At 68.6% G+C, this 26947-nt stretch carries 26 protein-coding genes, 2 tRNA genes and 1 riboswitch; of the genes, 10 read left to right on the top strand and 18 right to left on the bottom strand.

The features are described 5' to 3' along the window. Nucleotides 1–24: 24 nt before the first annotated feature. Nucleotides 25–1125 (bottom strand): Gfo/Idh/MocA family protein, encoded by a 1101-nt coding sequence (locus ABD235_RS38900; protein ID WP_344183567.1) that lies wholly within the window; start codon nucleotides 1123–1125, stop codon nucleotides 25–27. Between the two features lie 77 nt (nucleotides 1126–1202). Here ABD235_RS38900 and ABD235_RS38895 point away from each other — a divergent pair, with 77 nt between their 5' ends. Further along, nucleotides 1203–2348, top strand: a complete 1146-nt coding sequence (locus tag ABD235_RS38895) for an ROK family transcriptional regulator (RefSeq protein ID WP_344183565.1) — start codon at nucleotides 1203–1205, stop codon at nucleotides 2346–2348. Here ABD235_RS38895 and ABD235_RS38890 read toward each other — a convergent pair. From ABD235_RS38890 to ABD235_RS38880, 3 genes are read right to left on the bottom strand one after another with little or no spacing between them, the layout of a single operon-like run. After that, complete coding sequence (locus ABD235_RS38890; RefSeq protein WP_344183563.1) at nucleotides 2338–3249, bottom strand: aminoglycoside phosphotransferase family protein; 912 nt, start codon at nucleotides 3247–3249, stop codon at nucleotides 2338–2340. The genes ABD235_RS38895 and ABD235_RS38890 overlap by 11 nt on opposite strands. Further along, a complete protein-coding gene (locus ABD235_RS38885) occupies nucleotides 3246–4250 on the bottom strand; it encodes an NAD(P)H-dependent glycerol-3-phosphate dehydrogenase (RefSeq protein ID WP_344183561.1) in 1005 nt (334 codons plus the stop codon). The genes ABD235_RS38890 and ABD235_RS38885 overlap by 4 nt, the downstream gene beginning before the upstream one ends. Next, nucleotides 4247–5032 (bottom strand): lysophospholipid acyltransferase family protein, encoded by a 786-nt coding sequence (locus ABD235_RS38880; RefSeq protein ID WP_344183560.1) that lies wholly within the window; start codon nucleotides 5030–5032, stop codon nucleotides 4247–4249. Before ABD235_RS38880 ends, ABD235_RS38885 begins: the two co-directional genes overlap by 4 nt. Nucleotides 5033–5048: 16 nt before the next feature. Between ABD235_RS38880 and cofC the strand changes: the two genes are divergently transcribed. Next, nucleotides 5049–5717 carry a 2-phospho-L-lactate guanylyltransferase gene (cofC, locus tag ABD235_RS38875; RefSeq protein ID WP_344183558.1) on the top strand — a complete coding sequence of 223 codons (669 nt, stop codon included), beginning with the start codon at nucleotides 5049–5051 and terminating at the stop codon, nucleotides 5715–5717. Here the strand turns inward: cofC and ABD235_RS38870 are convergent. The 7 genes from ABD235_RS38870 to leuC all read right to left on the bottom strand — a co-directional run bounded on the left by ABD235_RS38870 (nucleotide 5714) and on the right by leuC (nucleotide 11657). Beyond that, nucleotides 5714–5920: a hypothetical protein gene (locus tag ABD235_RS38870; RefSeq protein ID WP_344183556.1), complete on the bottom strand. Its 207-nt coding sequence runs from the start codon at nucleotides 5918–5920 to the stop codon at nucleotides 5714–5716. The genes cofC and ABD235_RS38870 overlap by 4 nt on opposite strands. Nucleotides 5921–6067: 147 nt before the next feature. Then, a complete protein-coding gene (locus ABD235_RS38865) occupies nucleotides 6068–6658 on the bottom strand; it encodes an HU family DNA-binding protein (protein WP_344183554.1) in 591 nt (196 codons plus the stop codon). Between the two features lie 224 nt (nucleotides 6659–6882). Beyond that, the gene (locus ABD235_RS38860) at nucleotides 6883–7080 is read right to left on the bottom strand and encodes a hypothetical protein (RefSeq protein ID WP_344183552.1); all 198 of its coding nucleotides are present in this window, start codon (nucleotides 7078–7080) and stop codon (nucleotides 6883–6885) included. Nucleotides 7081–7133: 53 nt separating this feature from the next. Further along, nucleotides 7134–8306: a magnesium/cobalt transporter CorA gene (gene corA / locus ABD235_RS38855; RefSeq protein ID WP_344183550.1), complete on the bottom strand. Its 1173-nt coding sequence runs from the start codon at nucleotides 8304–8306 to the stop codon at nucleotides 7134–7136. 596 nt (nucleotides 8307–8902) lie between these two features. Then, nucleotides 8903–9454: an NUDIX hydrolase gene (locus ABD235_RS38850; RefSeq protein ID WP_344183548.1), complete on the bottom strand. Its 552-nt coding sequence runs from the start codon at nucleotides 9452–9454 to the stop codon at nucleotides 8903–8905. A gap of 159 nt (nucleotides 9455–9613) precedes the next feature. Next, nucleotides 9614–10213, bottom strand: coding sequence for a 3-isopropylmalate dehydratase small subunit (leuD, locus tag ABD235_RS38845; RefSeq protein ID WP_344183546.1), 600 nt, complete (start codon nucleotides 10211–10213; stop codon nucleotides 9614–9616). A 13-nt stretch (nucleotides 10214–10226) separates the two neighbouring features. After that, nucleotides 10227–11657, bottom strand: a complete 1431-nt coding sequence (leuC, locus tag ABD235_RS38840) for a 3-isopropylmalate dehydratase large subunit (protein ID WP_344183544.1) — start codon at nucleotides 11655–11657, stop codon at nucleotides 10227–10229. A 109-nt stretch (nucleotides 11658–11766) separates the two neighbouring features. On the opposite strand from leuC, the gene ABD235_RS38835 reads away from it, so the two are divergent. Together ABD235_RS38835 and ABD235_RS38830 are read left to right on the top strand one after the other, a co-directional pair. After that, a complete protein-coding gene (locus ABD235_RS38835) occupies nucleotides 11767–12486 on the top strand; it encodes an IclR family transcriptional regulator (protein ID WP_012922430.1) in 720 nt (239 codons plus the stop codon). Nucleotides 12487–12649: 163 nt separating this feature from the next. Next, the gene (locus ABD235_RS38830) at nucleotides 12650–13246 is read left to right on the top strand and encodes an HdeD family acid-resistance protein (protein ID WP_344183542.1); all 597 of its coding nucleotides are present in this window, start codon (nucleotides 12650–12652) and stop codon (nucleotides 13244–13246) included. A gap of 51 nt (nucleotides 13247–13297) precedes the next feature. Here the strand turns inward: ABD235_RS38830 and ABD235_RS38825 are convergent. The 5 genes from ABD235_RS38825 to ABD235_RS38805 all read right to left on the bottom strand — a co-directional run bounded on the left by ABD235_RS38825 (nucleotide 13298) and on the right by ABD235_RS38805 (nucleotide 16926). Beyond that, nucleotides 13298–13373 (bottom strand) — tRNA-Glu (locus ABD235_RS38825). 81 nt (nucleotides 13374–13454) lie between these two features. Continuing rightward, a tRNA-Gln gene (locus ABD235_RS38820) sits at nucleotides 13455–13526 on the bottom strand. A gap of 118 nt (nucleotides 13527–13644) precedes the next feature. Beyond that, nucleotides 13645–14604, bottom strand: a complete 960-nt coding sequence (locus ABD235_RS38815) for a CPBP family intramembrane glutamic endopeptidase (protein ID WP_344183540.1) — start codon at nucleotides 14602–14604, stop codon at nucleotides 13645–13647. A 2-nt stretch (nucleotides 14605–14606) separates the two neighbouring features. After that, entirely contained in the window at nucleotides 14607–16145 is a 1539-nt protein-coding gene (gene gltX, locus ABD235_RS38810; RefSeq protein ID WP_344183538.1) for a glutamate--tRNA ligase, read from the bottom strand. Then, nucleotides 16138–16926, bottom strand: coding sequence for a fumarylacetoacetate hydrolase family protein (locus tag ABD235_RS38805; protein WP_344183536.1), 789 nt, complete (start codon nucleotides 16924–16926; stop codon nucleotides 16138–16140). The genes gltX and ABD235_RS38805 overlap by 8 nt, the downstream gene beginning before the upstream one ends. Before the next feature lie 143 nt (nucleotides 16927–17069). Between ABD235_RS38805 and ABD235_RS38800 the strand changes: the two genes are divergently transcribed. From ABD235_RS38800 to ABD235_RS38790, 3 genes are all read left to right on the top strand, one after another. Beyond that, nucleotides 17070–17573 carry a GNAT family N-acetyltransferase gene (locus ABD235_RS38800; RefSeq protein ID WP_344183534.1) on the top strand — a complete coding sequence of 168 codons (504 nt, stop codon included), beginning with the start codon at nucleotides 17070–17072 and terminating at the stop codon, nucleotides 17571–17573. Next, entirely contained in the window at nucleotides 17570–18514 is a 945-nt protein-coding gene (locus tag ABD235_RS38795) for a 3-methyladenine DNA glycosylase (RefSeq protein ID WP_344183532.1), read from the top strand. The genes ABD235_RS38800 and ABD235_RS38795 overlap by 4 nt, the downstream gene beginning before the upstream one ends. A gap of 115 nt (nucleotides 18515–18629) precedes the next feature. Next, a complete protein-coding gene (locus tag ABD235_RS38790) occupies nucleotides 18630–19037 on the top strand; it encodes a DUF2255 family protein (RefSeq protein WP_344183530.1) in 408 nt (135 codons plus the stop codon). Here ABD235_RS38790 and ABD235_RS38785 read toward each other — a convergent pair. Continuing rightward, a complete protein-coding gene (locus tag ABD235_RS38785; RefSeq protein WP_344183528.1) occupies nucleotides 19024–19851 on the bottom strand; it encodes a class I SAM-dependent methyltransferase in 828 nt (275 codons plus the stop codon). The genes ABD235_RS38790 and ABD235_RS38785 overlap by 14 nt on opposite strands. Nucleotides 19852–20255: 404 nt before the next feature. Between ABD235_RS38785 and ABD235_RS38780 the strand changes: the two genes are divergently transcribed. The 3 genes from ABD235_RS38780 (at nucleotide 20256) to ABD235_RS38770 (ending at nucleotide 26243) form a co-directional block, all read left to right on the top strand. After that, nucleotides 20256–20837, top strand: coding sequence for a DinB family protein (locus ABD235_RS38780; protein WP_344183526.1), 582 nt, complete (start codon nucleotides 20256–20258; stop codon nucleotides 20835–20837). Between the two features lie 58 nt (nucleotides 20838–20895). Then, nucleotides 20896–21052, top strand: a riboswitch (cobalamin riboswitch). 131 nt (nucleotides 21053–21183) lie between these two features. After that, on the top strand, nucleotides 21184–25185 hold the full coding sequence (locus ABD235_RS38775; protein WP_344183524.1) for a ribonucleoside-diphosphate reductase subunit alpha: 4002 nt from the start codon (nucleotides 21184–21186) through the stop codon (nucleotides 25183–25185). Next, nucleotides 25182–26243 (top strand): ribonucleotide-diphosphate reductase subunit beta, encoded by a 1062-nt coding sequence (locus ABD235_RS38770; RefSeq protein WP_344183522.1) that lies wholly within the window; start codon nucleotides 25182–25184, stop codon nucleotides 26241–26243. The genes ABD235_RS38775 and ABD235_RS38770 overlap by 4 nt, the downstream gene beginning before the upstream one ends. Before the next feature lie 20 nt (nucleotides 26244–26263). Here ABD235_RS38770 and ABD235_RS38765 read toward each other — a convergent pair whose 3' ends face one another. Further along, a complete protein-coding gene (locus tag ABD235_RS38765; protein ID WP_344183520.1) occupies nucleotides 26264–26929 on the bottom strand; it encodes an HAD family hydrolase in 666 nt (221 codons plus the stop codon). Between the last annotated feature and the right edge of the window lie 18 nt (nucleotides 26930–26947).

Below are 26947 nucleotides of genomic sequence, written 5' to 3'. Positions count from 1 at the left end.
GATGATCCGGGTACGACGTACTGCCTAGTCCTCGACCTCGACCCACGCGGAGTCGGCGGCCGCCGAGCGAAGGACCGCGTCGACCAGGCGGGCCGACCGTGCGCCGGCGGCGAAGTCCGGAAGTCCGTCCGGACGGTCGCCACCGCGCACGGCCGCGTAGGTGTCCGCGACGAACGAGTCGAACGCGTCCTGGTAGCCCTGGGCGTGACCGGCGGGCAGCCGGTTCACGCGGGCCGCCGGCGGGCTCAACGTGTCGGGGTCGCGGGTGAGCAACTGGCTGGCGGCGCGGTGGCCGACCCAGAGCCGGTCCGGGTCCTCTTGGTCGAAGCCGAAGCTCGACTCGGTGCCGGAGACTTCCAGGTACAGGCGGTTCTTGCGGCCGGCCGCGACCTGGCTGACCACGACCGTGCCGACCACTCCGGCCTCGGTGCGGAACTGCGCCGTCGCCAGGTCCTCGGTCTTGACCTCCACGCCACCACGCTGCGACCGGACGGTCCGCGTCTGCGCGCTGACCGCGGCGATCCGGTCACCGGTGACGAACTCGGTCAGGTCGCACCAGTGCGAACCGATGTCGGCGAAGGTCCGCGACGGACCGCCGGCCGCGTCGTCCACGCGCCAGTTGTCGTCGTCGGCACCGGCCAGCCAGTCCTGCAGGTAGCTGCCGTGGAGGCTGGTGATGATCCCCGCGTCACCGGCAGCGATCCGGGTCCGCAGCTCGCGGACCATCGGGTGGTAGCGGTAGACGAACGGCACGGAGGCGACCAGTCCGGCCTCCTGCGCGGCCGCGACGAGCCCGGCGGCGTCCTGCGCGCTCGTGGCCAGGGGCTTCTCGCAGATGACGTGCTTGCCCGCTTCCAGCGCCTTCAGCGCGAACGGGAGGTGCGTGCTGTTCGGCGTACAGACGTGGACGAGATCGAGGTCGGCGGCCAGCAGGTCGTCGAGGGTCTCGAAGCCCTGCTCGGCTCCGGTCGCGTCGGCCGCGGCCTTCGCGCGCTCCGGGCTGGAGCCGATCGCGCCGACGATCCGCGCGCCACCGACCAGCGCGGACCGGCCGTGCACCCGGCCCATGAAGCCGCCACCGATGATTCCGACGCGGAGCTGGTCTCTGGGCTTGTCTGTGGACACGCTCGGGACGCTATGTGACACTTTTGAACCCTGTCAAGCAAAAGTCTACCGACCGCCCGACGAAAGTGCGTACGCCGATGAGCGACCTCAGCACCACCGCCGCCGAGGCGGGTCCGCTGCTGCGGTTGCTGCTCGACGGTCAGCCGCGCACGCGGGCGGAACTGATCGACCTGTCCGGCCTTGCCCGGTCGACCGTGACCGGCAGGATCGAGGGGCTGCTGGCCAGCGGGCTCGTCGTACCGTCCGGTGAAGCGGCGTCGACCGGAGGTCGTCCACCGGCCCGCTTCCGCTTCAACCCGTCGGCGCGACTCGTCCTGGCCGCGGACGTCGGCGCGACGCATCTCTCGGTCGCGCTGACCGACCTGACCGGCACGCTGATCGACAGCCGGACGCTTCCGCTCAACATCGCCGAAGGGCCCGAGACCGTCCTCGGCGCGATCGTCCACACCGGCCGCTCGTTGCTGGCTGCTGCCGGCCGCTCCCCCGCCGACCTGGCCGGCACCGGCGTCGGCCTGCCCGGCCCGGTCGAGCACCGTACCGGCCGCCCGAACCACCCGCCGATCATGCCCGGCTGGGACTCGTACGACGTGGTCGCGCGGCTCAGCGCCGACCTCCCCGGCCCGGTCCTGGTCGACAACGACGTGAACATCATGGCGCTCGGCGAGCACAGCACGGCGTACGCCGACGTCGAGCACCTGCTGTTCGTGAAGGTCGCCACCGGCATCGGCGCCGGCGTCATCAGTGGCGGCCGCCTGCACCGCGGCGCACAGGGCGCGGCGGGCGACATCGGCCACGTCCAGACCCCCGGCCGCACCGACCTCTGCCGCTGCGGCAACCACGGCTGCCTGGAAGCCGTAGCCTCCGGCACCGCGATCGCCGCGGCTCTGACCTCATCCGACATTCCAGCAACTTCAAGTAGGGATGTCGTCGACCTGGTCCGCTCCGGCAACCCCACTGCTACTCAACTGGTCCGCCAAGCCGGTCGGGAAATCGGCTCCGTCCTCGCAACCGCCGTCAGCCTGCTCAACCCGTCGGTCATCGTCGTCGGCGGCTCACTCTCGCTGGCCGGCGACAGCCTGCTGGCCGGCATCCGCGAGACCATCTACGCCCGATCGTTGCCCCTGGCCACCACCGAGCTCCGCGTCGTACCGTCCCGGACCGGATCCCAAGGCGCCCTGCACGGCGCCGCCGCCCTGGTCCTGCAGCACACCCTCACCAGCTGACAGCCAGCTGATCCACAAACTCCACAAACCGCTCCAGCATCAGACCACCCCGAGCGAACCCGAATCCCCGCCGCCGCCCCCGGTACGCCGCCAACGCCAACTGCAACCGCACCCACTGCCGTACTCGCTCGGCGTCGAGTTCGGCCGCATCGGCGAACACCTCCAGCTCACGACGCAGAGCACTCGTCCGATCGTCGGTCTCCATCAACGCCCTGGCCCTCGACCCGAAGTAGATGCTGCCGTCGAAGGCCGGATCGCCCACCCACCCCTTCGGGTCGATCGCGAGCCAGTCCTCCCGCTCACTCCGCAGGATGTTCCGCGGATGCAGATCCCCGTGCACAACCAGTTCCGGCTGGTGCCGCGCCAACTCGTCCACGATCACCAGAGCGGCATCGACCACCGAGATCGGCAACACCTCCGGGAACTCCGAGGCTCCGGCGCGGAGCTGTTCCTCCCAGCCGTCCGCCTGATCCTGCAACCGCGGCCAGCCCACCGGCCCCGGCACCGACAACCGACGGCTCAACCGCCCTGCCACCTCGGCGATTTCCTCACCGTCGCGGAGGTCCGCGAGCCGCGACGGACCCGCCCGCTCGAGCAACATCGCGAACCGCTCGTCATCCCGCTCGTACAGCAGAACGGCACCCCGTCCACCCCACGCCGCGAACGCCTCCGGCTCGTACGCATTACCTGGATGAGGAAACGACACCTTCAGCACTGCAGCTGCATCAGCACGCCGTACCGGCACGATCAGGCCCACCTGGCCGTGCGCCACCGCACCGTCGTACTCGCACTTCCAGCGTGTCAGCAGCTCCTCGACGATCGCGGGCAGATCGGACAGCCAGGCCTCGCCGCCCGCGCCCTCGCGATCGATCGTGGCGCGGGTGAAGCTGTCCGGGATCATCCCCAGCGTTCGGACTTCGCCGACCGCGAGACCAGGCTGAACAGCATGTCCTTCGGCGTCATCTCCCCCGCGACGACCTTGGTCACGTGCTCCGCGATCGGCATCTCCACGTCGTGGTGATGCGCCAGCTCGGAGATCGACGAGCAGGACTTCACGCCCTCCGCCACCTGCCGGGTCGCCCCAGCGATCTCGGCAACGGTCATCCCCTGCCCGAGCTTCTCGCCGAAGGACCGGTTGCGCGACAACGGCGACGAACACGTAGCGACCAGATCACCAAGCCCTGCCAGCCCCGAGAACGTGTGCTCGTCAGCCCCCAGTGCCGCACCGAGCCGCGCCGTCTCCGCGAGCCCTCGCGTGATGACCGACGCCCGAGCGTTGTCACCAAAACCGAGACCGACAGCCATCCCGACCGCCAGCGCGATCACGTTCTTCGTCGCGCCACCGAGCTCGCACCCGACGACGTCGTTGTTCGTGTACGGGCGGAACACCGGCGAGTGGCACAGCTTCTGCAGCCGCGTCGCCGTTCCCTCGTCGGCACACGCGACGACCGCCGCAGCCGGCTGTCCCTCGGCGATCTCGCGGGCGAGGTTCGGCCCGGAGACGACCGCGATCCGCTCGGGCCCGGCGCCGGTCAGCTCGGCGATGACCTCGGACATGCGCTTCGTCGTACCGACCTCGACGCCCTTCATCAAGCTGACCAGCGGCACCGCGGGCGGCAGGACGCCGGCCCAGTCGCGCAGGTTGTCCCGCAGCGACTGGCTCGGTACGGCGAGCACGATCGCCTCGGCGCCGTCGGCCGCGGCGGCCGGATCGTGCGTAGCGGTGATCGCCTCGGGCAACCGCAGCCCGGGCAGGTAGTCCGGGTTCTCGTGCCGGCTGTTGATCGCCTCGCACAACGACTCCCGCCGGCCCCACACCGACACCTGGTTGCCCGCGTGCGCCAGCACGGTCGCGAACGCCGTACCCCAGGAACCGGCCCCGAACACCGCTACTTTGGTCATTTGTTCTCCTCGTCCTCGGCCTTGGCCTTGCGCAGGTCGAACAGTTCCTTCGGCGGGGTCTGCCCGCGCAGCTCGCCGAGTCCGGCGGCGACCGTCCGCATGATCACCTCGGTTGCCTCGTGCAACAGCTCGTTGGTGATCGGCCGGCCGCGGAACGCGTCCAGGTCGACCGGCGGCCCGGCCTTCACCTTCATCGTCTTGCGCGGCAGCAGCCCGATCCGGAACTTGCTGCCGTAGGAGTGGAAGACCTCCTGGGCACCCCAGTTCGCGATCGGGATCACCGGGCAGCCGGTCATCAGCGCGATCCGCGCGGCGCCGGTCTTGCCGGTCATCGGCCACATCTCCGGATCCCGCGTGATCGTGCCCTCGGGGTAGACGCCCACGCACTCACCCCGCTCGACCGCCGCGACCGCGTCCCGGAACGCGTCGGCCGCCTGCGCGGACTCGCGGTAGACCGGGATCTGCCCGGCCGCGGTGATGATCCGCCCGGCGATCGGCAGCTTGAACAGCGACGCCTTGCCGAGCAGCCGCGGGATCCGCCGGCACTCCCAGATGTAGAACCCGAGCACGAACGGGTCGAAGTGCGAGATGTGGTTCGTCACGAACACCACCCCGCCCTGGCGCGGCATGTTCTCGCGGCCCTGGAAGTCGGGCTTGGTGAAGACGAGCATGAACGGCTTGACCAGCGCCACCACCAGCCCGAACCAGAACCCGCGCGGTGGGCGGGGATCGTGTTCCGGGCTGTTCACTGCTGCCTCCTGCGCGTCGTCGCCGTACGTCATGGGAGAATCCTGCCTGATGGAAGACGTACAGGTCGCTCCCTGGATCCTGGTGGTCCCGGTGAAGCGTACGGCGATCGCGAAGAGCCGGCTCGCTGCGGCCTACCCTCAGCACCGTCCGGAGCTCGCGCGCGCCTTCGCGGCCGACACCGTCGAGGCAGCCCTGGCCTCGCCACTGGTCCGGACCGTCCTGGTCGTCACCGACGACCCGAAGGTCGCCGCGGACGTCACCGCGGCAGGCGCCCGCGTCGTACCGGACCTGCCGGCCATCGGCCTCAACGAAGCCCTTGACCATGGAGCGGCTGCAGCTGTCGCCGAGTTCCCCGATGCGAGAATTGCCGCTTTGTCGGCCGATCTGCCGGCACTGCGCCCTGACGAGCTGACCGCCGCTTTGGCCGCTTGCGTCGCCGATCGCAGCTTCGTCATCGACCAGCCAGGCACCGGTACGACGATGCTCGCGGCCGCACCCGGCGTCGCCCTCGATCCCCACTTCGGCGTCGGGTCCGCGTTGGCCCACCAAGCCTCGGGCGCCGTACCGCTGGACCTCGCGATTCCTTCCGTACGCCGTGACGTCGACACCGCCGCCGATCTCGCCGACGCCGTCCAGCTGGGCGTCGGCCCTCGCACAGCCGAGGTGATGTCGATCGTCCTCGGCGCCGTGATCGGCTCCGAAGGCCTCGCCTGCTAGTGCAACGTGATGAAGTGCACCGCGGTGATCGCGATGCCGTGGCCTGATCCGCTGGTCTCGACGCGGACCCGCTGACCGACGCGGAGGAAGCGCACCGGCGTACCGGCCAGCTCGTCGGCACTGAACGGCAGCTCGACGCCGGTGTCGGTCAGCACCGCACCGGACCTGGACGCGTCGTCGTAACGGCTCACGGTCGCCTGCATGGCACCACGCTAGGCCATCCCGCTCGCGCTCGCACCGGAGGTTGCCGACGACATCTTCCCGGCGTACCGCGGACACGGCGAAGGCCGGTCGCCCCTGGAGTGGGGAGACCGGCCTTCGCTGGTGTTTCGGTGCTGCAGTGCTGAAGGTCAGCGAGCCGAGGCGCGCTTGGCCGGAGCCTTCTTGGCGGGGGCCTTCTTGGCCGGCGCCTTCTTGGCCACGGTGGCCTTCTTGACCGGGGCCGCCTTCTTGGCAACGGTCTTGGCGGGGGCCTTCTTCGCCGGGGCCTTCTTGGCGACCGTCTTGGTGGCAGCGGCCTTGGCCGGCGCCTTCTTGGCGGCGGTCTTGGTCGCGGCGGCCTTGGCCGGAGCCTTCTTGGCCGGAGCAGCCTTCTTGGCCGGAGCGGCTGCCTTGGTGGCGGTCGCGGCCGGCTTCGGGGCCACCAGCTTCGGCAGCTTCTTCGCACCGGAGACAACGGCCTTCAGCTCCGCACCCGCGCGGAACTTCGGAACCACGGTCTTCTTGGCACGCTTGGTCTCGCCGGTCCGCGGGTTGCGGACCATGCGGGCACCGCGCTCGATGGCCTCGAAGGCACCGAACCCGGTGATGGCGACCTTGCCGCCCTTCTTGGTCAGCTCGCGCTGGACGGTGTCGATCACCGACTCCAGGGCGTGCTGGGCCGAACGGCGATTTCCGTCGAAGTGCACTGCGAGCGCTTCGACCAACTGGCTCTTGTTCACTGTCTTCCCTCCGTGAACGATGGCGTCGAGCACAGCGCTCGATCTCACGTGAACGTTATGGACTCAACACGCCGTTCACAAACACCAACGCGGCAATTTGGCCTTGTTTTGGGCGATTTGCCCCTGATTTGGCCTCCAAGAGCCCGATCTGGGCCCTTGGATTCCCTTCTGAGCAACGATCCGGCGACCAACGGTGACCCCGGCCACAACCCCTCGAAAGGGGTTCAGCGGCGCTTTCCGCGCAGTGATCGAAGCCCTGACTGGGCCGTGTCCAGCCCTCTGGTGACCGCGCTGTCGCCCTTGCGCTGACGCAGGGTCTGGCTGATCTTGCCCAGCAACCAGTCCACCAGCGGTACGGCGATCGCCAGCACGGCCCACATGATCAGCCGCCGCCGCAGGAACAACCACATCTTTGCCTCCAAGTTCGCAGGGTCTGTTGAAGACTAGTGCCCGCGACAGAAACAACGCCGACGTGTCAGAGCCAGCCGCGACGCTTGAAGACCTGGTGCAGACTCCCGCAGACCAACGCCATCAGGCCGATCGCGAACGGGTAACCCCACTGCCAGTGCAGCTCCGGCATCACGTCGAAGTTCATCCCGTACACCGTCCCGATCAGCGTCGGCGCGAACAGGATCGCCGCCCACGCCGAGATCCGCTTCACCTCTTCGTTCTGCGCGTTGCTGGCCACGGTGAGGGACTTCATCTCCTCGTTCTGCTGCTGGGCCACCAGCGTCGCGTTCACGGTCAGGATGTCGCGCAGCAGTTCGCGGAAACCGTCCACCCGCTCGACCACCTGCGTGACGTGGTCGGCGACGTCACGCAACGACCGCTGCAGTTCCTGGTCCACGCCGTACTTGTCGAACCCGGCCCGCAACGAGTCCAGCATCCCGATCAGCGGCCGGGTCGCGCGCTGGAACTCGATCACCTCGCGGGACAGCTCGTAGATGCGCCGCGACACCTTCGGATCGCCGCGGAACACCTCGGTCTCGATCTCGTCGATGTCGTTCTCCAGGCCGGCGACCACCGGCGCGTACCCGTCGACGACCTTGTCCATGATCGCGTAGAGCACCGCTTCGGTGCCCTGCCGCAGCAACTCCGGATCGCGTTCCACGCGCCGCCGTACGGCGGCCAGGTTCGGCGCCTCGGCGTGCCGGACCGTCACCACGAAGTCCGGTCCCACGAACACGTGCACCTCGCCGAACTCGACCTCCTCGGTCGCGTCCCGGTACCGCGCGGCCTTCAGCACGACGAACAACGTGTCGCCGTACCGCTCGAGCTTCGGCCGCTGATGGGCCTGGATCGCGTCCTCGATCGCCAGCTCGTGCAGGTCGAACTCCTGCGCCAGCGACATCAGCTCACGCCGGTCCGGCCGGTACAGCCCGATCCACGCCAAGCTTTGCGGCGCCTCGTGCAGCACCTGGTAGGTGTCGGCCAACGACTCCGGCGACGCCACCCGCCGGCCGTCGCAGTAGATCGCACTGTCGACGACACTGTGGCCCTTGGGCTTGCTGTGCACCGAGTGGTCCACGGTCGGCTCGATCGCTTCCGGGACGGGCGCGGTCAGCCCTCCGGCGTACCGGCGAGCAGCAGCCCGCAACGACGGCGTACGACCGAAAGCACGAAGGGTGCGCAGGCGCAGGTCGGACATGAGTCCTCCAGGGTTTGTTGCAGACGGGGAGACGACGACGTCTGCCCGACCCCCGCGACCCTTTGCCGCGCACCACAACACACCCCCGGCGTCACTGCACAGGGGCGGCTGACCTGGAAGAGGAGTTAGTTGCCTCGAGGCCGAGCGAGATCGGTATGTCTGGAGGGGTCACTGGTCATCAGCGCCTCACCTCCTCGATCTCGAATGCCTGCCTGCGACAACTCCGCAAGGGTAACACCAGAGTTATCGCCCCAGATGTGCAATCCGTTACGCCCAGGTTTACAAGAACCCCACGCGGGCTCCTCCGTTCGCTGTCGCTCACTACGGTGCCTGCTCCCACCCACCCTTGGTTCAGCTGCAGGCTGGCGCCCGCGGTGCGCGCTACCGCTCAGTGGGCGTGCTGTCGCCCGCTACCAGTCCGCGCTGGCGCCCAGTAAAAGTAAGCGCTGGCGCGCTTGCGTGCGCGCTACCGCGCTGTAAGTGCGCGTGCTGCCGCGCCTCGTCAGCTATGCGCTCCCCCACCCGGATGCGCTCCTGCCGCATCGGGGCATGAGCTCCGACCTCGTTGTCCTCAGCAACCGAAACCGCCGCTGAGGTCACCTCCCGATCAGCAGCCGAAGCAGTGCCAGCTGCGACGCAGCCCCCACGATCTCTCCGCCGGCAATCCGATCGAGCACCGAGTCCAACGCAATCCACCCGACCTCCTGGGCTTCGTTCACGTCAGACGGCTCGCCGACGTAGTCAGCCCCACGGGCCACATAGATGAGGTTTTCCGCATCAGCCAAACCAACGTTCGGCTGAGCCGACATCAAATACTGCACATCCCGCGGCCGCCACCCCGTCTCTTCCTCGACCTCACGCGCCGCGGTGACCGCAGGATCTTCGTCCGGATCGACATAACCACCCGGCAACTCCCACACCCACCGATCAATCACAAACCGATGCCGCCGCATCATCAGAACACCCCCGCGGCCATCCAGCACCGCGACGATCGCAGCCTTCGGGATCCGCAGAACGTACTGCTCGAACGTGACCCCGTCCGGCAGCTCCACCGAAGCAACACTCAGCGTCAACCGCCGAGAGGCATCAACAACCCGCTCACCATGAATCGTCCACTTGGTCGTTTCATCCAGTTCGTCGCCCGGCACGCGCCCACGCTATCGACTTCTCTCCGACACCGGCGGCCGTCTCTCCAAGCAGCCACTACACGCTCACGGTTCAAGCAGCGCACACAAAAGCGCGCGCCAGCGCACCGCACGAAGCGGGCGCTGGCGCGCGCAGGTGTAGCAGGTCTTACGACGAAGATACTAAGCCTTCGCAGGCAGCGTCGCCGGCTTGAAGCTCGGACGGGTCGCCTCGTAGGCCTCGATGTCGTCCGCGTGGGACAGCGTGATGCCGACGTCGTCCAGCCCGTTGAGCAGCCGGTACCGCGTGTAGTCGTCGATCTCGAACGGCGCCGACAGGGCGCCGGCGGAGATCGTCTTCGCTTCGAGGTCGACCGTGACCTTCGTGCCGGGGTCGTTCTCGATGGTCGTCCACAGTTCCTCGACGACGTCCTCCGTGACGAGCGCGGCCAGCAGACCGGCCTTGCCGGAGTTGCCGCGGAAGATGTCGCCGAAGCGGGACGACACGACGACGCGGAAGCCGTAGTCCATCAGCGCCCACACGGCGTGCTCGCGTGACGAGCCGGTGCCGAAGTCCGGGCCGGCGACGAGCACCGAGACTCCCTCGTACTCGGGCTGGTTCAGGACGAAGGCCGGGTCGTTGCGCCAGGCAGCGAACAGGCCGTCCTCGAAGCCCGTGCGGGTGACCCGCTTCAGGTAGACGGCGGGGATGATCTGGTCGGTGTCGACGTTGCTGCGCCGCAGCGGGGCGGCGGTGCCGATGTGCTGGGTGAAGGCGTCCATGATTCCTTTGTCCTCAGACGTTCTCGGGTACGGTGACCTCGACCGGCGGCAGGTCGGTCGGCGCGGCCAGGGTTCCGGTGACGGCGGTGGCGGCGGCGACGAGCGGCGACACCAGGTGCGTGCGCCCGCCCTTGCCCTGCCGGCCCTCGAAGTTGCGGTTCGAGGTCGACGCGCTGCGCTCGCCCGGCGCCAGCTGGTCCGGGTTCATGCCGAGGCACATCGAGCACCCCGCCCCACGCCACTCGGCCCCGGCGTCCTTGAAGATGACGTCCAGACCCTCGGCCTCGGCCTGCAGCCGGACCCGGCCGGAGCCCGGTACGACGAGCATCCGGGTGCCGTCGGCAACCTTCCGCCCGGCCAGTACGCCGGCCGCGGCGCGCAGGTCCTCGATCCGCCCGTTCGTGCAGGAGCCGAGGAACACGGTGTCGACCTTGATCTCGCGCAGCGGCGTACCGGCGGTCAGGCCCATGTACTCCAGCGCCCGCTCGGCCGCGATCCGGTCGTTCTCGGTCTCGAAGTCCGACGGCGACGGCACGTTGGCCGACAGCGGCAGACCCTGACCGGGGTTGGTGCCCCAGGTGACGAACGGCGCGATGTCCTCGGCGCGCAGCACGACCTCACGGTCGAACGTCGCGTCCTCGTCGGTCGCCAGGCTCTTCCAGTACTCGACCGCGGCTTCCCAGTCCGCACCCTGCGGGGCGTGCGGCTTGTCCTGCAGGTACGCGAACGTCGTCTCGTCCGGCGCGATCATGCCGGCCTTGGCGCCCCACTCGATCGACATGTTGCAGATCGTCATCCGCGCTTCCATCGAGAGCGCGCGGATCGCCTCACCGCGGTACTCCACGATGTAGCCCTGGCCGCCGCCGGTGCCGACCTGCGCGATCAGCGCGAGCACCAGGTCCTTGGCGGAAACACCGTCCGGCAGAACGCCGTCGACGGTGACCGCCATCGTCTTGGGCCGGGCCTGCATCAGCGTCTGGGTGGCGAGCACGTGCTCGACCTCGCTGGTGCCGATCCCGAACGCGATCGCGCCGAACGCGCCGTGGGTCGAGGTGTGGCTGTCGCCGCAGACCACCGTCATGCCCGGCTGGGTCAGCCCGAGCTGCGGGCCGATCACGTGCACGACGCCCTGGTCGGGGTCACCGAGGGTGTGGATCCGGATGCCGAACTCCGCGGCGTTCTTGCGCAGCGTGTCCACCTGCGTCCGCGAGACCGGGTCGGCGATCGGCTTGTCGACGTCGTACGTCGGGACGTTGTGGTCCTCGGTCGCGATCGTCAGATCCGGACGCCGGACCTTCCGGTCGGCCAGCCGCAGACCGTCGAAGGCCTGCGGGCTGGTCACCTCGTGGACGAGGTGGAGGTCGATGTAGAGGAGGTCGGGTTCCCCGTCGGCGTGACGCACGACATGTGCGTCCCAGACCTTTTCCGACAACGTCCTGCCCATCAGACTTCTCCTTCGGGTGGTGTACTGAGGTGCGCTCTCGCTCACAGTGCGCCGAACTGGGGCGTACAAGCGACTTGCGTTCCACGATTCGAGACGGCAATATCGTCTCATGGACAACTCTAGCGGAGTCGGCGTTCTCGACAAAGCAGCTCTCGTTCTGTCCGCACTCGAGTCCGGACCGGCGACCCTGGCCGGGCTCGTGGCGGCGACGGGGCTGGCCCGCCCGACGGCGCACCGGCTCGCCGTCGCGCTCGAGCACCACCGGCTGGTGGGACGCGACATGCAGGGCCGCTTCGTGCTCGGGCCGCGCCTGAGCGAGCTCGCCTCCGCCGCCGGCGAGGACCGCCTGCTGGCCACCGCCGGTCCGGTCCTGGCCCGCCTGCGTGACATCACCGGTGAGTCGGCGCAGCTGTTCCGCCGCCAGGGTGAGTACAGGGTGTGCGTCGCGGCCGCCGAGCGTCCGTCCGGTCTGCGCGACACCGTCCCGGTCGGCAGCCAGTTGACCATGGCGGCCGGGTCGGCCGCTCAAATACTGCTGGCCTGGGAGGACCCGGAGCGCATGCACCGCGGACTCCACAACGCGACCTTCAACGCGGCCGCCCTGGCCGGCGTACGGCGTCGTGGCTGGGCGCACTCGGTCGGCGAGCGCGAGCAGGGCGTCGCCTCGGTCTCGGCCCCGGTCCGCTCCCCTTCCGGCAAGGTGATCGCCGCGGTCTCGGTCTCCGGCCCGATCGAGCGCCTCTCCCGCCAGCCCGGCCGCATGCACGCCCCCGCCGTCATGGCCGCCGCCGAGCGCCTCTCCGAAGCCCTGCGCCGCGCGTCCGAGTAGTCCTGTACGACGGAAGGCCTGACCGCACACCCCCGCGGTCGGGCCTTCTGCTTTTCTTGCGGCTCCACCACAACTCCCCGTCGACGTCTTGTCGCGTACGGCGGTCAGGATCACGATGAAAGCGGGTTGCGGCCCGTCCGGGCCGGCCCGTGGAGGTCGGCGGATGCCTGGACCAGCAGCGGTGGGCGACTGGCTGTCGGTGGGATGGAAGATGCTCGTCGTGCGCGGCGCGATCGGCATCGTGTTCGGGATCCTGGCCGTCGTCTGGCCACTGTCGACCGCGATCGCGCTGGCGTTGCTGTGGGGCTTCTGGGCCTTGATGGACGGCATCGGCTCGCTGGTGCAGGCGTTCCAGCCGGAGTCGCGTGGCAGCAGGCTCTGGCTGATCGTGATGGGCGTGATCGCATTGGTGGCGGCCTTCTTCGCGATCTTCAGCCCGGCGATGACCGCGGTGACCCTGACCTGGATCCTCGGCATCTGGCTGATCGTCCGCGGCGTGTTCGAGGCGATCGGCGCCTTCGGCAGCACGTCGTCCACTCCGCGCTGGTTGTTGCTGCTCAGCGCCGCCCTGTCGATCCTGATCGGAATCCTGTTCGCCGCCAACCCCGGCGCGGGAGCGGTCACCATCGCGACCTGGCTGGGGATCGCCGCGCTGCTCTGGGGAGCCGTCTTCGTGATGGGCGGTCTCGCCGTACGCCGGGAACTCACCGGCCACTCGACACCTCTGATGCCGCCGGGTCCCGCCGCGCCTCAAGCCTGAGTCCAGAAACCAGAAGCGCCTCTCACCCGGAGGTGAGAGGCGCTGTTTCTCTGGTAGCCCCGACGGGATTCGAACCCGCGCTACCGCCTTGAGAGGGCGGCGTGCTAGGCCGCTACACAACGGGGCCAGAGGGTTGTTGCATGGTCCTTGCGGACCTGGCAACGAGGAAGGACTCTACCGATTTTCATCGGCCGGGTCCAATCGCTCGCTGGGGTACTAGGACTCGAACCTAGACTAACTGAACCAGAATCAGACGGGCTGCCAATTACCCCATACCCCAAAGGCATTTCACCGGTTTCCTGAGTTCGTTTCCGCCCTCATCACCCGGCTCAGAGAGCATACCGAAGTCCGGGCCCAGACACCAAAACGAGTCCCCGCTGAACCAGATGTCACTCGTGTCACACCAGTCTCCGGCCCGGTCCACCCACCACCGGCGCGTGCACCAGCGGCAGGTCGCACGTCGTCGCCAGGTGCTGCTTGCGCGCCAGCAGCACGGCCACAGCGCCGAACAGGACGAACTTCGACACGTCCACCGCCACCAGCCCCCAGCCCGCGTCCGAAGCGTTCAGGCTGGCGCTGACGCTGTTCGTCAACGCGGCGTAGATGAACGTCACCACGTTGTTCGCCGCGTGCGCCGCGATCGACGCCTCCAGCCCACCGGTCCGTACGGCGAGGAAGCCGGCGACCAGCCCGAACGCGAAGCGGTCCAGGAACAGCGCCGGGCTCTCCCACGGCCACACCCCGTGCGCCATCGTGAACAGCACGGTCGTGACCACCACCGCGACCACCGAGCTGCGCACGAACGCGCCGACCGCCTGCAGCAGGTAACCGCGGAAAAAGTACTCCTCCCCCGCCGCCTGCAGCGACGACGTGAGCAGTACGACCGCGATCACCCCGGCCGCGTCCGAGGCTGCACCCTTGCCACCGCCGGAGAGCAGCTCGATCCCGCCGACCTTGATCACGCCGAGCATCACCAGCTCGACCACGACGGCGGCCAGCCCGAACCACAGCATCGGCCGCCACCGGATCCGGCCCACGACCGACGACAGCAGCCCCGGGGTCTGCTGGTTCAGCCGGGTCGCGACGACCATCGCCAACGGGATCAGCACGATCAGCGTCAGGTTGGTCGTCAGCAGCCCGAACCAGGAGATCGTCCCCTCGGGGTCCTTGCGGATCCCGAACGCGATCACCTGGATGACCAGGCTGAGGAACATCCACCCGGCCAGTACGGCGAACGCTCCGAGCACCACGGTCCAGCCGGCCGTGGCCGGGTTGCGCAGCAGCCGGTGGTACGGCTGCGGCCCCGCATCCCGGGGGTCCACGGTGGACCCGGGACGCGGCGTCGCGTCGTACGGCATGCTCACTCCGCCGGAAGCAGCGTGCGGGCGTGCTCGAGCCGGTGCAGCGACCGGTCGCGACCGAGCAGCTCGAGCGACTCGAACAGCGGCGGCGAGATCCGGCGGCCGGAGATCGCGACCCGGACCGGGCCGAACGCGTTCTTCGGCTTGAGCCCGAGGCCGTCGATCAGCGAGGCGCGCAGCGCGGCCTCGATCGCCTCGGTGGTCCAGTCGGACAGGTCCGACAGCGCCTTCACCGACGCCTCGAGAACGGCCCCCGCGTCACCGCTCAGCACCTTGGCCGCCGCGTCGGGGTCGACCGTGAACGCTTCGTCGGGGACGAACAGGAAGCCGAGCATGTCGACCGACTCCGACAGCGTGTTCATCCGCTCCTGCACCAGCGGTACGGCGGCGGTCAGCAGTTGCTGCTGCTCCTCGGTCGGCTCGGCCGGCAGCACGCCCGCCTTGGCCAGGAACGGCACCACCCGGCGGCCGAACTCGGCCGGCTCGAGCAGCCGCATGTGGGAGGCGTTGATCGCCTCGCACTTCTTCGGGTCGAACCGGGCCGCGTTCGAGTTCACCTTGCGGATGTCGAAGGCCTCGATCATCTCGGCCATCGTGAACACGTCGCGGTCCTCGGCGATCGACCAGCCGAGCAGGGCCAGGTAGTTCAGCAGGCCCTCGGGCAGGAAGCCGCGCTCCATGTACTCGCCCAGACCCGCGCCCGGGTCGCGCTTGGACAGCTTCTTGTTGCCCTCGCCCATCACGAACGGCAGATGCCCGAACCGCGGCGTCCGGCCCGCGCCGACACCGATCTCGGCCAGCGCCTCGTACAGCGCGATCTGCCGCGGCGTCGACGGCAGCAGGTCCTCGCCACGCAGGACGTGGGTGATCTCCATCAGCGCGTCGTCGACCGGGTTCACCAGCGGGTACAGCGGGAACCCGTTGGCCCGGACCAGGACGTAGTCGCCGAGGTTCTCGGGCAGGAAGGTGATCTCGCCGCGGACCAGGTCGGTGAAGGTGATCGGCCGGTCCGGCATCCGCAGCCGGACGACCGGACGCCGGCCCTCGTCGACGTACGCCTTGACCTGCTCCTCGGTCAGCGTGCGGCAGTGGCCGTCGTACCCGCTGTGCTGGCCGGCCTGGCGGGCCGCCTCGCGGCGCTGGTCGAGCTCCTCCTGCGAGCAGTAGCAGTGGTACGCCTTGCCGGCCTGCAGCAGCTTGGCCACGACGTCGGCGTAGATGTCCATCCGCTCGGTCTGCTTGTACGGGCCGTAGTCGCCGCCGACCTCGGGGCCCTCGTCCCAGCCGATGCCCAGCCAGCGCAGCGAGTCCAGCGTGTACTGCAGCGCCTCGGGGGTGTTGCGGGCCGCGTCGGTGTCCTCGATCCGCAGGACCAGCTTGCCGCCGTAGTGGCGGGCGAAGGCCCAGGCGAACAAGGCGGTGCGGATGTTGCCGACGGTCAGGAGACCGGTCGGCGAGGGGGCGAACCGGAGGCGGACCTGGCTCGGTTCGAGGCCACCGAGGACGTCGTCGTCAGTCGGGGCAGGCCTGTCAGTCACGCACGATCACCTTGTTCGTCAGAGTTCCGAGTCCTTCGACGCTCACCGCGACCTCGTCGCCGGGCAGCATCGGACCGACACCCGCGGGGGTCCCGGTGAGCACCACGTCGCCGGGCAGCAGCGTGGTGAAGGAGGTGATGTAGGCCAGCACCTCCGGGATGTCGAAGATGAACTGCGAGGTCCGGCCGTCCTGCTTCGGCTCGCCGTTCAGCTCCGTGCTGACCCGGACGTCGGAGACGTCCAGGTCGGTCTGGATCCAGGGACCGAGCGGGCAGAACGTGTCGTAGCCCTTGGCCCGGGCCCACTGGCCGTCGCTCTTCTGCAGGTCGCGCGCGGTCACGTCGTTCGCGATCGTGTACCCGAAGATCACCTCTTCGGCCCGTTCGCGGGGCAGGTCGCGGCAGATCCGGCCGATCACGATCGCCAGCTCGCCCTCGAAGTGCAGGTTGTTGGTCTGCTCGGGGTAGACGATGCCGTCGCGCGGACCGATCACCGAGGTGTTCGGCTTGAGGAAGATCATCGGCTCGGCCGGGACGTCGTTGCCCAGCTCGGCGGCGTGGTCGGCGTAGTTGCGCCCGACGCAGACCACCTTGCTGCGCGGGATCACCGGGGCCAGCAGCCGGACGTCGGCCAGCTGCAGCACCTCGCCGGTGAGCTGGACCGGGCGGTACAGCGGGTCCGAGTCGAGTACGGCGACGGTGCCGACGAGACCTTCGGGGTCGTCGGTCTCGACAAGCCCGTACTTCGGTTCGTCGTCGACGGAGAATCTGGCGATACGCACGGCTGGCCTTCAGTCGAGGGAATGAACGGCCCGAGCCTACCGCCGTACCGATCCAGCCCTCCGATCCTGTCCCCGTCTCCTCTCTTTCCCGGGCGGGTCTCCTCTCTTCTCCGGGTGGGCGGCGCGGATGAGACAGTGGTCCGGTGACCACCGACCCAGCCCCGTTCACGATCCGCCTGGCCGAGCCCGCGGAGTATGCCGCCGTCGGCGAGCTGACCGTCGAGTCGTACGCGAACGACGGTTTCATCCCGGCCGGTTCCGACTACGGCGACACCCTGCGCGCCGCTGCCGACCGCGCCGAACGCGCCGAGCTCTGGGTCGCCACCGACGGTACGGATCTGCTCGGCACGGTCACGTACTGCGTCCCGGGCTCGTTCTACGGCGAGATCGGCCAACCCCACGAGGGTGAATTCCGCATGCTCGGCGTCTCGGCCAAGGCGCGCGGGCTGGGCGTCGGCACCGCGCTCACCCAGCGCTGCATCGACCGCTCCCGCGAGCTCGGCTTCACCCACCTGGTCCTGTCGAGCGCCGACTACATGAAGCCCGCGCACCGCATCTACGAGCGCCTCGGCTTCACCCGGGTCCCCGACCGCGACTGGTCCCCTCGCCCTGGCGTCCACCTGTACGCCTACTCCCTGGCGCTGTGACCACGCAGCCCGAGCTCGCGACCACGCGCCCCGCCCCCGACGCGGAGCCGGTGCGTCTTGCCCACGCCGAAGAGCCGGTGCACCTTCCCCGCGCCGAATGGGAGCCACTCGCCGCTGCCCACGCGGCGCGGGTCGACGAACTCGTCGCCGGGCACCTCGCGCGTCGTCAGCGCCGTGAGGCCCATCCGGTCGAGGACTTCCTCTTCACCTACTACTCCACCCGCCCGAACCAGCTCCGCATCTGGCACCCCGGCCCCGGCGTCAGCCTGCTCGGCGCCACCACCTACGAAGGCCGCAAGGGCTACCTGTACGCCGATGGCGCCGCGTCCCTCGACCCGGCCGAGATCGCACGCCGTACGGACTCCATCACCTGGATCCGCCGCCTGCTGGCCGCGACCCTCGACCGCCAGCCCCAGTTCGGCTGCTTCGGCCTGCACGAGTGGGCGATGGTCTACCGCCTGCAACCCGGCGAGGTCCGGCACGAGAAGTGGCCGCTGAGACTAGGGGCCGAGGGCACCGATCAGGTCGTCGAGTCGCACAAGATCGCCTGCTCCCACTTCGACGCCTTCCGCTTCTTCACCGAACCGGCCCGTCCCCTCAATGCCCTGCAACCGACCCGCGACCTCCAGCCCCAGCTGGAACAAGGCGGCTGCCTGCACGCCAACATGGACCTTTACAAGTGGGCCACCAAACTCGCCCCCTCCACCCCCAGCACCCTCCTGCTGTCCTGCTTCGAGCTCGCCAAGGACATCCGCACCCTCGACATGCGAGCCTCCCCGTACGACCTCGCACCCCTCGGCTACTCCCCCGTCCCCATCGAAACCCCCGCCGGCAAAGCCGAGTACGCCGCCACCCAACGCTCCTTCGCCACCCGCTCCAAACCCCTTCGCGAACAACTCGTCGCCCTCTGCGACAAACTCCTCAGCACTCCGACCAACTAGCCCTCAGGCTGCGGATCGTTCGCCGCAGATCTACGACCTGGTGATTCTCGGCGGAGCCTGCACCACCCGTTGGTGACGGCGAGCCCGCCGACGCCGAGCCGAGTAGCTTCGACCCATGAGCGCGACCTGGACTCCGGACGAGATCCGGCGCTTCACCACCGCCGACGAACTGCAGATCGCCGCCCGACGCACCGACGGCACCCTGCGACGCTGGGTGCCGATCTGGGTCGTCTGCGTCGACGAGCAGGTGTACGTCCGCACCTGGTACCGCCGCAACACCGGCTGGTTCGCTCACGTGCTCGACTCCCAGCGTGCCTGCATCCGCGTTCCCGACCTGCAGTCCGAGGTCTCCGTCGAGGACGTAGGCTCCAGATCGCAGCAGCTGCGGGCGGACGTCGACACGGCCTACCGCACGAAGTACGCGCGCTACGGCGCCTCGACCATCGAGCAGATGGTGTCCCCGGCGGCCGCGGCCACAACTCTGCGGCTCACTCCGGAGCAGGACCGGATCACACCGGCTTAGTGGCTTTCAGGGCGAACAGCAACGGGATCCGCGGCGCCTCGTCCGGCAAGCGCCACCAGCCCTCGGGGGTCTGCACCATCGACGACCAGCGCGGCCACTGCAGCACCTCGGACTCGCGCAGGCTGTCGATCCGCAAGCCCGCGGCCGACAGCGTGGTGACCACCTCGCCCAGGCCGTGCATCCACTCGTAGCTGGTGTTGCGGCCCGGCACCTCGTCGCCGGTGTACGTGACGGTCGACTCGTGCGCGATCGCGCCGCGCCCTTCCAGGTAGTCGTGCCGCAGCACCAGCTCGTCCGACTCCCCCGGCGACCCCATCGGCCGCAGTGCGTTCAGCAGCGGATGGAACTCGACGAGGTAGACGAACCCACCAGGCTTGAGCAGACCGCTGACGACCTCGGCCCACTTCGTCAGGTCAGGCAGGTAGCAGAGCGCGCCCTTCCCGGTGTAGACGACGTCGAACTGCCGTCCCCCGAGCGCCTCCGCCGCGTCGTACACGTTGGCCCGCACGTACTCGATCCCGACGCCGGCGTCATCGGCCAGCCGCCGCGCCTCGTCCAGCGACCGCCCCGACAGATCGAGCCCGAAGGTCTTCGCGCCCTTGCGCGCAAAGGCGATCGTCTCGGTCCCCAGGTGGCACTGCAGGTGCACGAGATCACGTCCGCCCAGCTCCCCCAGGTCGTCCCACTCGTAGTCGGCGAACCAGAACTCCGCCGGCCGCTCGTAGAACTCGCTCGCCGCGTGCAGCGGAGCCCGCGCGTCCCAGTCCGCCTCGTTCGCGGCCACCCGCGCCAGCTCGTCGGCCTCCAACGTCACCGGCTTCTCCCTCTGTCGCCTGCTCCGGTCCTCGTCCTCCCAGTCTCTCCAGGCCCAGGTCCAGGCATCCCCACTCAGGCTCATTTCCGCTCACCCGGCGACACGAGTTTCCCCCTCGGAAGCAGTCCCGTGAGCAGCCGCTGTGCGCCCGGACGTCCCGAGCGCGTTCCCCCAGCTCTGCTCACCCAGCGTGACTCTACTCCCGTCGGCCACGCTGAGTAATCACGGTTGGGTCTCACTCAGCACCATCTCCCCGATCGCGCCCGCAATAGCACTCGACCACCGGAAGCACCAGCACCGACACGCTGTGCTGATTGACTTTCCGGCGTCCGCTCGACCACAATTCGAACACATGTTCGACGCAAGGACAAACCGCGGGGAATCGGGGAGCGTGAGGATCTGTGATGCCGGAACCGTTCGACTGGGACATCCTGGAGCGACCGTCGGCGATGGCGATGGTGCGGGGCCAGCTCGGTTTCAGCTGGATGGTGCTCGCCCAGCGACTGGCCAGACTCACCGACGACGAGTACTTCTGGCGACCGAGCGCGGAGGCGCTGACCGTCGTCCGGCGACGGCACGCCGGCCGGTTCCGCTCGCTCGGGTCGGGTGAGTGGGTGGCGCAGTGGCCGGACGAACCGGACCATCGCGGGCCACGGACGATCGCCTGGTTGATCGCCCACCTGACCGAGACGTTCTTCGAGCGCTGGGAGTGGACCTTCGGCGAGAAGCTCCAGGGCCGCACCGACATCACGCTGCACGGCAACGCCCGGGACGCGGTCGCCTGGCTGACCTACTGGGTCGACGCCTGGCAGGAGTCGATCGCCGGGCTGGAGGAGGACCAGGTGATGACCGTCGGCCTCAGCCAGGCCACCGAGCTGGACGCCGCGGAGCCGTTCGGCCACGTCGTCCTGCGGCTGAACCGGGAGCTGATCCACCATGGCTCGGAGATCATGACGCTCCAGGATCTGCATGCGCTGGCCGCCTGAAACCACTAAATATGCGACACGCGGCGCGTCGAGACACTACATGTCGTGGTCCGGCGCTAATGTTCTGCGTGCTGGTGGTTCTGCCCGGACGACGCGACGAAGCGCGGCCGGGTGGAGGCAACAGGGGAATCCGGTGCGAGTCCGGAGCTGCCCCGCAACGGTGAGCGGACAAGTCGTCCGCGAGTCCGAGTACCTGCCACCGGTGCGCGTACCGCCGGTACGCGTTGGTCCGAGACCTCGTGGGTGGGTCGGTGGACGTCAAGGCAGTCGTACTCGCCGTACTGCCTTGCGTCGCGCGCTCTCGCACGGGTCCTGGTCCTCCGGAACTCGCGTGGAGAGTGCGCTTGTGACCATCGTTTCGTCCTCGTCGCCGACCGCACCGGGCCCCCTGCCCGACGCGTCGGCGTCCCAGCTGACCGTCGTCCGCCGCGACGGCACCAGCACCACGTTCGACCCGACCAAGATCGCGGTCGCGATGAGCAAGGCCTTCCTGGCCGTCGAAGGTGCCGAGGCCGGCACCAGCCACCGCGTCCGCGACCTGGTGTCCGACCTGACCGACCGCGTCGTCACGGCTCTGACCAGCCGCGGCGACTCACGCCGCAGCGTCCAGGTCGAGGACATCCAGGACCAGGTCGAGCTGGCCCTCATGCGCGCGGGAGAGCATCAGGTCGCCCGCGCCTACGTCCTGTACCGCGAAGAGCGCACCAAAGCCCGTACGCCGGCCGACCCGGCCGGTGTCACCGAGAGGCCGGTCGTCACTGTCCGTGCCGTCGACGGCAGCACAGCGCCACTGGACGTCGACCGTCTCCGACTCGTCATCGCCGAGGCGGCCGCCGGCCTGGACGCCGTCGACCCCGAGCAGATCCTCGACGAGACCCTCGGCTCCTGCTACGACGGCATCGCCCAGCACGAGGTCGAGCTCGCCCTGGTGATGGCCGCCCGGTCGTACGTCGAGACCGAGCCGCAGTACAGCCAGGCCGCCGCGCGCCTGCTGCTCGACCAGATCCGCCGCGAGACGCTCGGTCGCGTGCACGGCCAACCCCGGCAGGCGACCCAGGCCGACATGAGCACGGCGTACGCCGAGTACTTCCCGCGCTACGTCTCCGTCGGCATCGAGGCCGGCCTGCTCGACCCCGAGCTGGCGACCTTCGACCTCGCCCGCCTGGCCGCGGCGATCAAGCCCGAGCGCGACCTGGACTTCGCGTTCCTCGGCCTGCAGACCCTCTACGACCGGTACCTGCTGCACATCGACAAGGTCCGCTTCGAGCTGCCGCAGGCGTTCTTCCTGCGCGTCGCGATGGGCATGGCCCTCAAGGAGGACGACCGCGAGGCCCGCGCACTGGAGTTCTACGAACTGCTCAGCTCGTTCCGCTTCATGTCGTCGACGCCCACGCTGTTCAACTCCGGCACCACCCGCCCGCAGCTGTCGTCCTGCTTCCTCACCACCGTCCAGGACGACCTGTCCGGCATCTTCACCGGCATCCGCAACAACGCCCTCCTGGCCAAGTACTCCGGCGGCCTAGGCAACGACTGGACCCCCGTCCGCGGCATCGGCGCCAAGATCCGCGGCACCAGCGGCGAGTCCCAGGGCGTCGTCCCCTTCCTGAAGATCGCCAACGACACCGCCGTCGCAGTGAACCAATGCTTCGCTCCGCAGACTCTGGTGTACGCCGCAGCAGGACCGACGCCAATCAGTGAAATCGCGGTCGGAGAGCTGGTACTGGGCGCCAGCGGCTTCTACCGCGAAGTCACCAAGACTTTCACCTACGACCAGAACGATCCGATGGTGGAGCTTGACGTCAAGCACTCGATCGATCCGCTCGTGGTGACCGCCGGCCATCCTTTCTACGCGATCCAAGGCGTTCCGATGGAGCAGAGCAATGAGCGCACCATCGATTGGCTGGCCAAGAAGAAGGTGCAGGCGACGTGGGTCGAGGCCGGCATGCTCAGCAAGGGTGACTACGTAGGGCAGGTGATCCCCCGGGACGTCGTTCCGGTCCCGGGGCTGACCGAGGAGGACGCCCGCCTGTACGGCATCCTGCTGGGCGACGGCCATCTGTCGAAACAGGGCCGCCAGTGGGGTGTGTCCGGCAACCCACAGCGTGACACACACCTGTCGTTCGTTCGCGAGTACCTGACCGCACGGCAGATTCATTTCTGGGAAACCGGGCGGGCGGACACCTACCGCCAAATTCACTGGGCCTCCGGACGCGGGGCTCTCAGGGACCCGATCACGGGACGTATCACCGGCCAGGGCGAGGCAACCCTGCCGTTCACCTCCGACGATCTGTACGACGAACTCCACCACAAGCACATCTCTCGACGGTTCGCTCACCTACCGCGTCCGCAGACACTCGCACTCGTCCGGGGTTTGCTGGAGACGGACGGTGGGGTGTCCCGTGGCCAGGAGATCTACTTCACGAGCACGTCGCAGCGACTCGCCGTCGGCCTGCGCTACCAGTTGCTTCGTTTGGGCGTTCCGACAGCAGGTCAGTACCGGATCCGTGAAGGGGCGCACGAGGGCCGGCGCTCCGACGGATCTGTCATCACCTTCACCAAACCGGTCAAAACCTTCGACCTACGAATTCCAGCCGTCTCTTCGATCGCCGAGCTGGTGGGCGTCGCCCCGATCCGGAAGCACAACTGGATCAGCCACCAGGGCATGGTGTTCTCCCGCGTTCGCGACGTCCGGCGTACCGCGACGGTCCCAGTCGTTCACGACCTCGAAGTGGAGGTCGACGAGTCGTACATGACCGTCGCCGGGCTGGCTCACAACGGCGGGAAACGTAAGGGCGCGGTCTGTGCGTACCTCGAGACCTGGCACGTGGACATCGAGGAGTTTCTGGAGCTGCGCAAGAACACCGGGGACGAGCGTCGGCGCACCCATGACATGAACACGGCGAACTGGGTGCCCGACCTGTTCCTGCAGCGGGTCGAGGCCGGTGGCGAGTGGACGCTGTTCTCCCCCGACGAGGTGCCGGAGCTGCACGACCTGTACGGCGCGGCCTTCGTGGCGGCGTACGAGGACTACGAGGCCGCCGCCGATCGTGGCGAGATCCGGGTGTTCCGCCGAGTGAAGGCCGTCGACTTGTGGCGCCGGATGCTGACCGTGCTGTTCGAGACCGGTCACCCGTGGATCACCTTCAAGGACGCCTGCAACCTGCGGTCCCCGCAGCAGCACGACGGCGTGGTGCACTCGTCCAACCTGTGCACCGAGATCACGCTGAACACGACCGTCGACGAGACCGCCGTCTGCAACCTCGGCTCGGTCAACCTGGTCGCCCACCTGACCGAGACCGGTCTCGACGCCGAACTGCTGCGCGACACGGTGAAGACCGCGGTCCGGATGCTCGACAACGTGATCGACGTGAACTTCTACACCACGCCGGAGTCGGAGCGCGCGAACCAGCGGCACCGCCCGGTCGGCCTCGGCCTGATGGGCTTCGCCGACGCGCTGTTCGCGCTGCGCATCCCGTACGCCTCCGACGCCGCCGTCGCGTTCGCCGACGTCTCGACGGAGGCGATCAGCTACCACGCGATCGAGGCGTCGACCGAGCTCGCGGCCGAGCGCGGGACCTACGAGTCGTACGACGGATCGCTGTGGAGCCAGGGCGTGCTGCCGATCTACTCGCTCGAGCTGCTGCGGACGGCGCGCAACGGTGACGTCCAGCTCGACACCGGCCGGACGCTCGACTGGGAGGCGCTGCGCGCGAAGGTGCTGCAGGACGGCATGCGCAACTCCAACGTGCTGGCGATCGCGCCGACCGCGACGATCTCCAACATCTGCGGGGTGAGCCAGTCCATCGAGCCGACGTACAGCAACCTGTTCGTGAAGTCGAACATGTCCGGTGAGTTCACCGTCGCGAACCCGTACCTGGTCGCCGACCTGAAGGCGCGCGGGCTGTGGGACCAAGTGATGGTTTCGGACCTGAAGTACCACGACGGCGTGCTGAGCCGGATCGAGCGGATCCCGGCCGACCTGCGCGAGCTGTACGCGACCGCGTTCGAGATCGAGCCGCTCTGGCTGGTCAAGGCGGCGGCGCGGCGGCAGAAGTGGATCGACCAGGCGCAGTCGCTCAACCTCTACATGTCGGCGCCGTCCGGCAAGGCACTCGACGAGCTGTACCGCTCGGCCTGGCGGTACGGGCTGAAGACGACGTACTACCTGCGCTCCCAGTCCGCCACCCACGTCGAGAAGTCGACTCTGCAAGGAACAGATGGTCGTTTGAACGCGGTACCAGTTGCATCTGCACCGAAACCCACTTCCGAAGTTCCGATGGACGACACCCTGCTCGAAGCCCCTGCCGTCTGCAAGCTCGACGACCCTGACTGCGAGGCCTGCCAGTGACCAGCACCTCCACCGGACTCGGTGACATCACCCTCGGCGCCGGCCGCGTCGAGGTCGCCGACAAGGCGATGATCAACGCCCGCGCCGACGTCAACCAACTGCTCCCGCTGAAGTACCAGTGGGCCTGGGACAAGTACCTTGCCGCCTGCAACAACCACTGGATGCCGACCGAGGTCTCGATGCAGGCCGACATCGCGCTCTGGAAATCCAAAGACGGCCTGACCGACGACGAGCGCCTGATGCTCAAGCGCAACCTCGGCTTCTTCGCCACCGCCGAGTCCCTGGTCGCGAACAACATCGTGCTCGCCGTCTACCGCCAGCTGACCAACCCCGAGTGCCGGCAGTACCTGCTGCGCCAGGCGTTCGAGGAGGCCGTGCACACGCACACCTTCCAGTACATCTGCACCTCGCTCGGCCTGGACGAGGGCGAGCTGTTCAACATGTACCGCGAGGTCCCGTCGATCTCCGACAAGGACGCCTGGGCGCTGAAGTACACCCGGCACCTGGAGGACGGCAACTTCCGGACCGGTACGCCGGAGGCCGACACCGACTTCCTGCGCGACCTGATCGCGTTCTACGTGGTCTTCGAAGGCATGTGGTTCTACACCGGGTTCGCACAGATCCTCTCGCTCGGCCGGCGCAACAAGATGGTCGGCATCGCCGAGCAGTACCAGTACATCCTGCGCGACGAGTCGATCCACCTGAACTTCGGCATCGACTGCATCAACCAGATCAAACTGGAGAACCCGCACCTGTGGACTCCTGCGTTCCAGGCCGAGGTCCGCCAGATGCTCACCGAAGCCTGCGAGCTGGAGGTCGCCTACGGCCGCGCCACCCTGCCGCACGGCATGCTCGGCCTGACCGCCGACCTGTGCGAGCAGTACATGCACTTCGTCACCGACCGCCGCGCCGAACAGATCGGCCTCCAGCCGATCTTCGGCGAGTCCCGCAACCCGTTCGGCTGGATGTCCGAGGTGATGGACCTCAAGAAAGAGAAGAACTTCTTCGAGACCCGAGTCATCGAGTACCAGTCGGCTTCGGGCCTCACCTGGGACTGAGCGGCAGGCCGTCGCGGGCCTCAGCTGGGACTGACCGGCGCGAACGGGAGGCCGTCGTAGGCCTCCCGGAGCGCGGGCAGTGTCTCGTGCACCTGAACGGCGCCGGCGGACAGCAGTTCGCCGGCGCCGGTTCCACCGGTGCGGAGCGCGACGCACGGCAGACTGATCCGTTCCGCCGCCTCGCAGTCCCACACCGAGTCCCCAACCATGACCGCCCGCCCGTCGTACCCGTCGAGCGCAACCTCGAGCAGCTCCGGATCAGGCTTGGTCCCCGACGCGTCGTCGCCACTGATCCACCGATCGCCGCCCAGCGCCTCGAACTCCAGCAGCTTCACGTAGTGCTCGATGTGTTCGCGCGCTCCAGAGCTCGCCAGTACAACTCGCCAGCCACGGTCCTTCGCCGCGGCCAGCGCATCACGCGCCCCGTCGAACAGCCGCACCTCGTGCAGCATCGGGTCGAACTCCTGCTTCCACGCGTCCCGTACGCCGTCCCCGCAGCGATCCTCGACGTCGTCGCCCGCGACGGCGGCCACCAGCCGGTCGCCGCCCATCCCGATCGCCCGATGGATCCGCCAGACCGGGACGGTCACGTCGAAGCGCCGGAACGCGCGGAACCACGCCACCGCGTGGTGGTAGTTGGTGTCCACCAGCGTGCCGTCGATGTCGAACAAGATCGTGTCGCTCATCGCGCACCGGTACCCCGC

Origin of the sequence: Kribbella lupini (assembly GCF_039529595.1) — a bacterium.
In the GTDB taxonomy this organism is placed as follows: domain Bacteria; phylum Actinomycetota; class Actinomycetes; order Propionibacteriales; family Kribbellaceae; genus Kribbella; species Kribbella lupini.
This window is presented reverse-complemented; position numbering and strand designations above follow the sequence as displayed.

Bases quoted from the DNA above. Each gene is read 5' to 3' on its own strand.
- ABD235_RS38895 (WP_344183565.1), top strand. From the start codon at position 1,203: ATGAGCGACCTCAGCACCACCGCCGCCGAGGCGGGTCCGCTGCTGCGG.
- ABD235_RS38890 (WP_344183563.1), bottom strand. From the start codon at position 3,249: ATGATCCCGGACAGCTTCACCCGCGCCACGATCGATCGCGAGGGCGCG.
- ABD235_RS38885 (WP_344183561.1), bottom strand. From the start codon at position 4,250: ATGACCAAAGTAGCGGTGTTCGGGGCCGGTTCCTGGGGTACGGCGTTC.
- ABD235_RS38880 (WP_344183560.1), bottom strand. From the start codon at position 5,032: ATGACGTACGGCGACGACGCGCAGGAGGCAGCAGTGAACAGCCCGGAA.
- cofC (WP_344183558.1), top strand. From the start codon at position 5,049: ATGGAAGACGTACAGGTCGCTCCCTGGATCCTGGTGGTCCCGGTGAAG.
- ABD235_RS38870 (WP_344183556.1), bottom strand. From the start codon at position 5,920: ATGCAGGCGACCGTGAGCCGTTACGACGACGCGTCCAGGTCCGGTGCG.
- corA (WP_344183550.1), bottom strand. From the start codon at position 8,306: ATGTCCGACCTGCGCCTGCGCACCCTTCGTGCTTTCGGTCGTACGCCG.
- leuD (WP_344183546.1), bottom strand. From the start codon at position 10,213: ATGGACGCCTTCACCCAGCACATCGGCACCGCCGCCCCGCTGCGGCGC.
- leuC (WP_344183544.1), bottom strand. From the start codon at position 11,657: ATGGGCAGGACGTTGTCGGAAAAGGTCTGGGACGCACATGTCGTGCGT.
- ABD235_RS38835 (WP_012922430.1), top strand. From the start codon at position 11,767: ATGGACAACTCTAGCGGAGTCGGCGTTCTCGACAAAGCAGCTCTCGTT.
- ABD235_RS38830 (WP_344183542.1), top strand. From the start codon at position 12,650: ATGCCTGGACCAGCAGCGGTGGGCGACTGGCTGTCGGTGGGATGGAAG.
- ABD235_RS38815 (WP_344183540.1), bottom strand. From the start codon at position 14,604: ATGCCGTACGACGCGACGCCGCGTCCCGGGTCCACCGTGGACCCCCGG.
- ABD235_RS38790 (WP_344183530.1), top strand. From the start codon at position 18,630: ATGAGCGCGACCTGGACTCCGGACGAGATCCGGCGCTTCACCACCGCC.
- ABD235_RS38780 (WP_344183526.1), top strand. From the start codon at position 20,256: ATGCCGGAACCGTTCGACTGGGACATCCTGGAGCGACCGTCGGCGATG.
- ABD235_RS38765 (WP_344183520.1), bottom strand. From the start codon at position 26,929: ATGAGCGACACGATCTTGTTCGACATCGACGGCACGCTGGTGGACACC.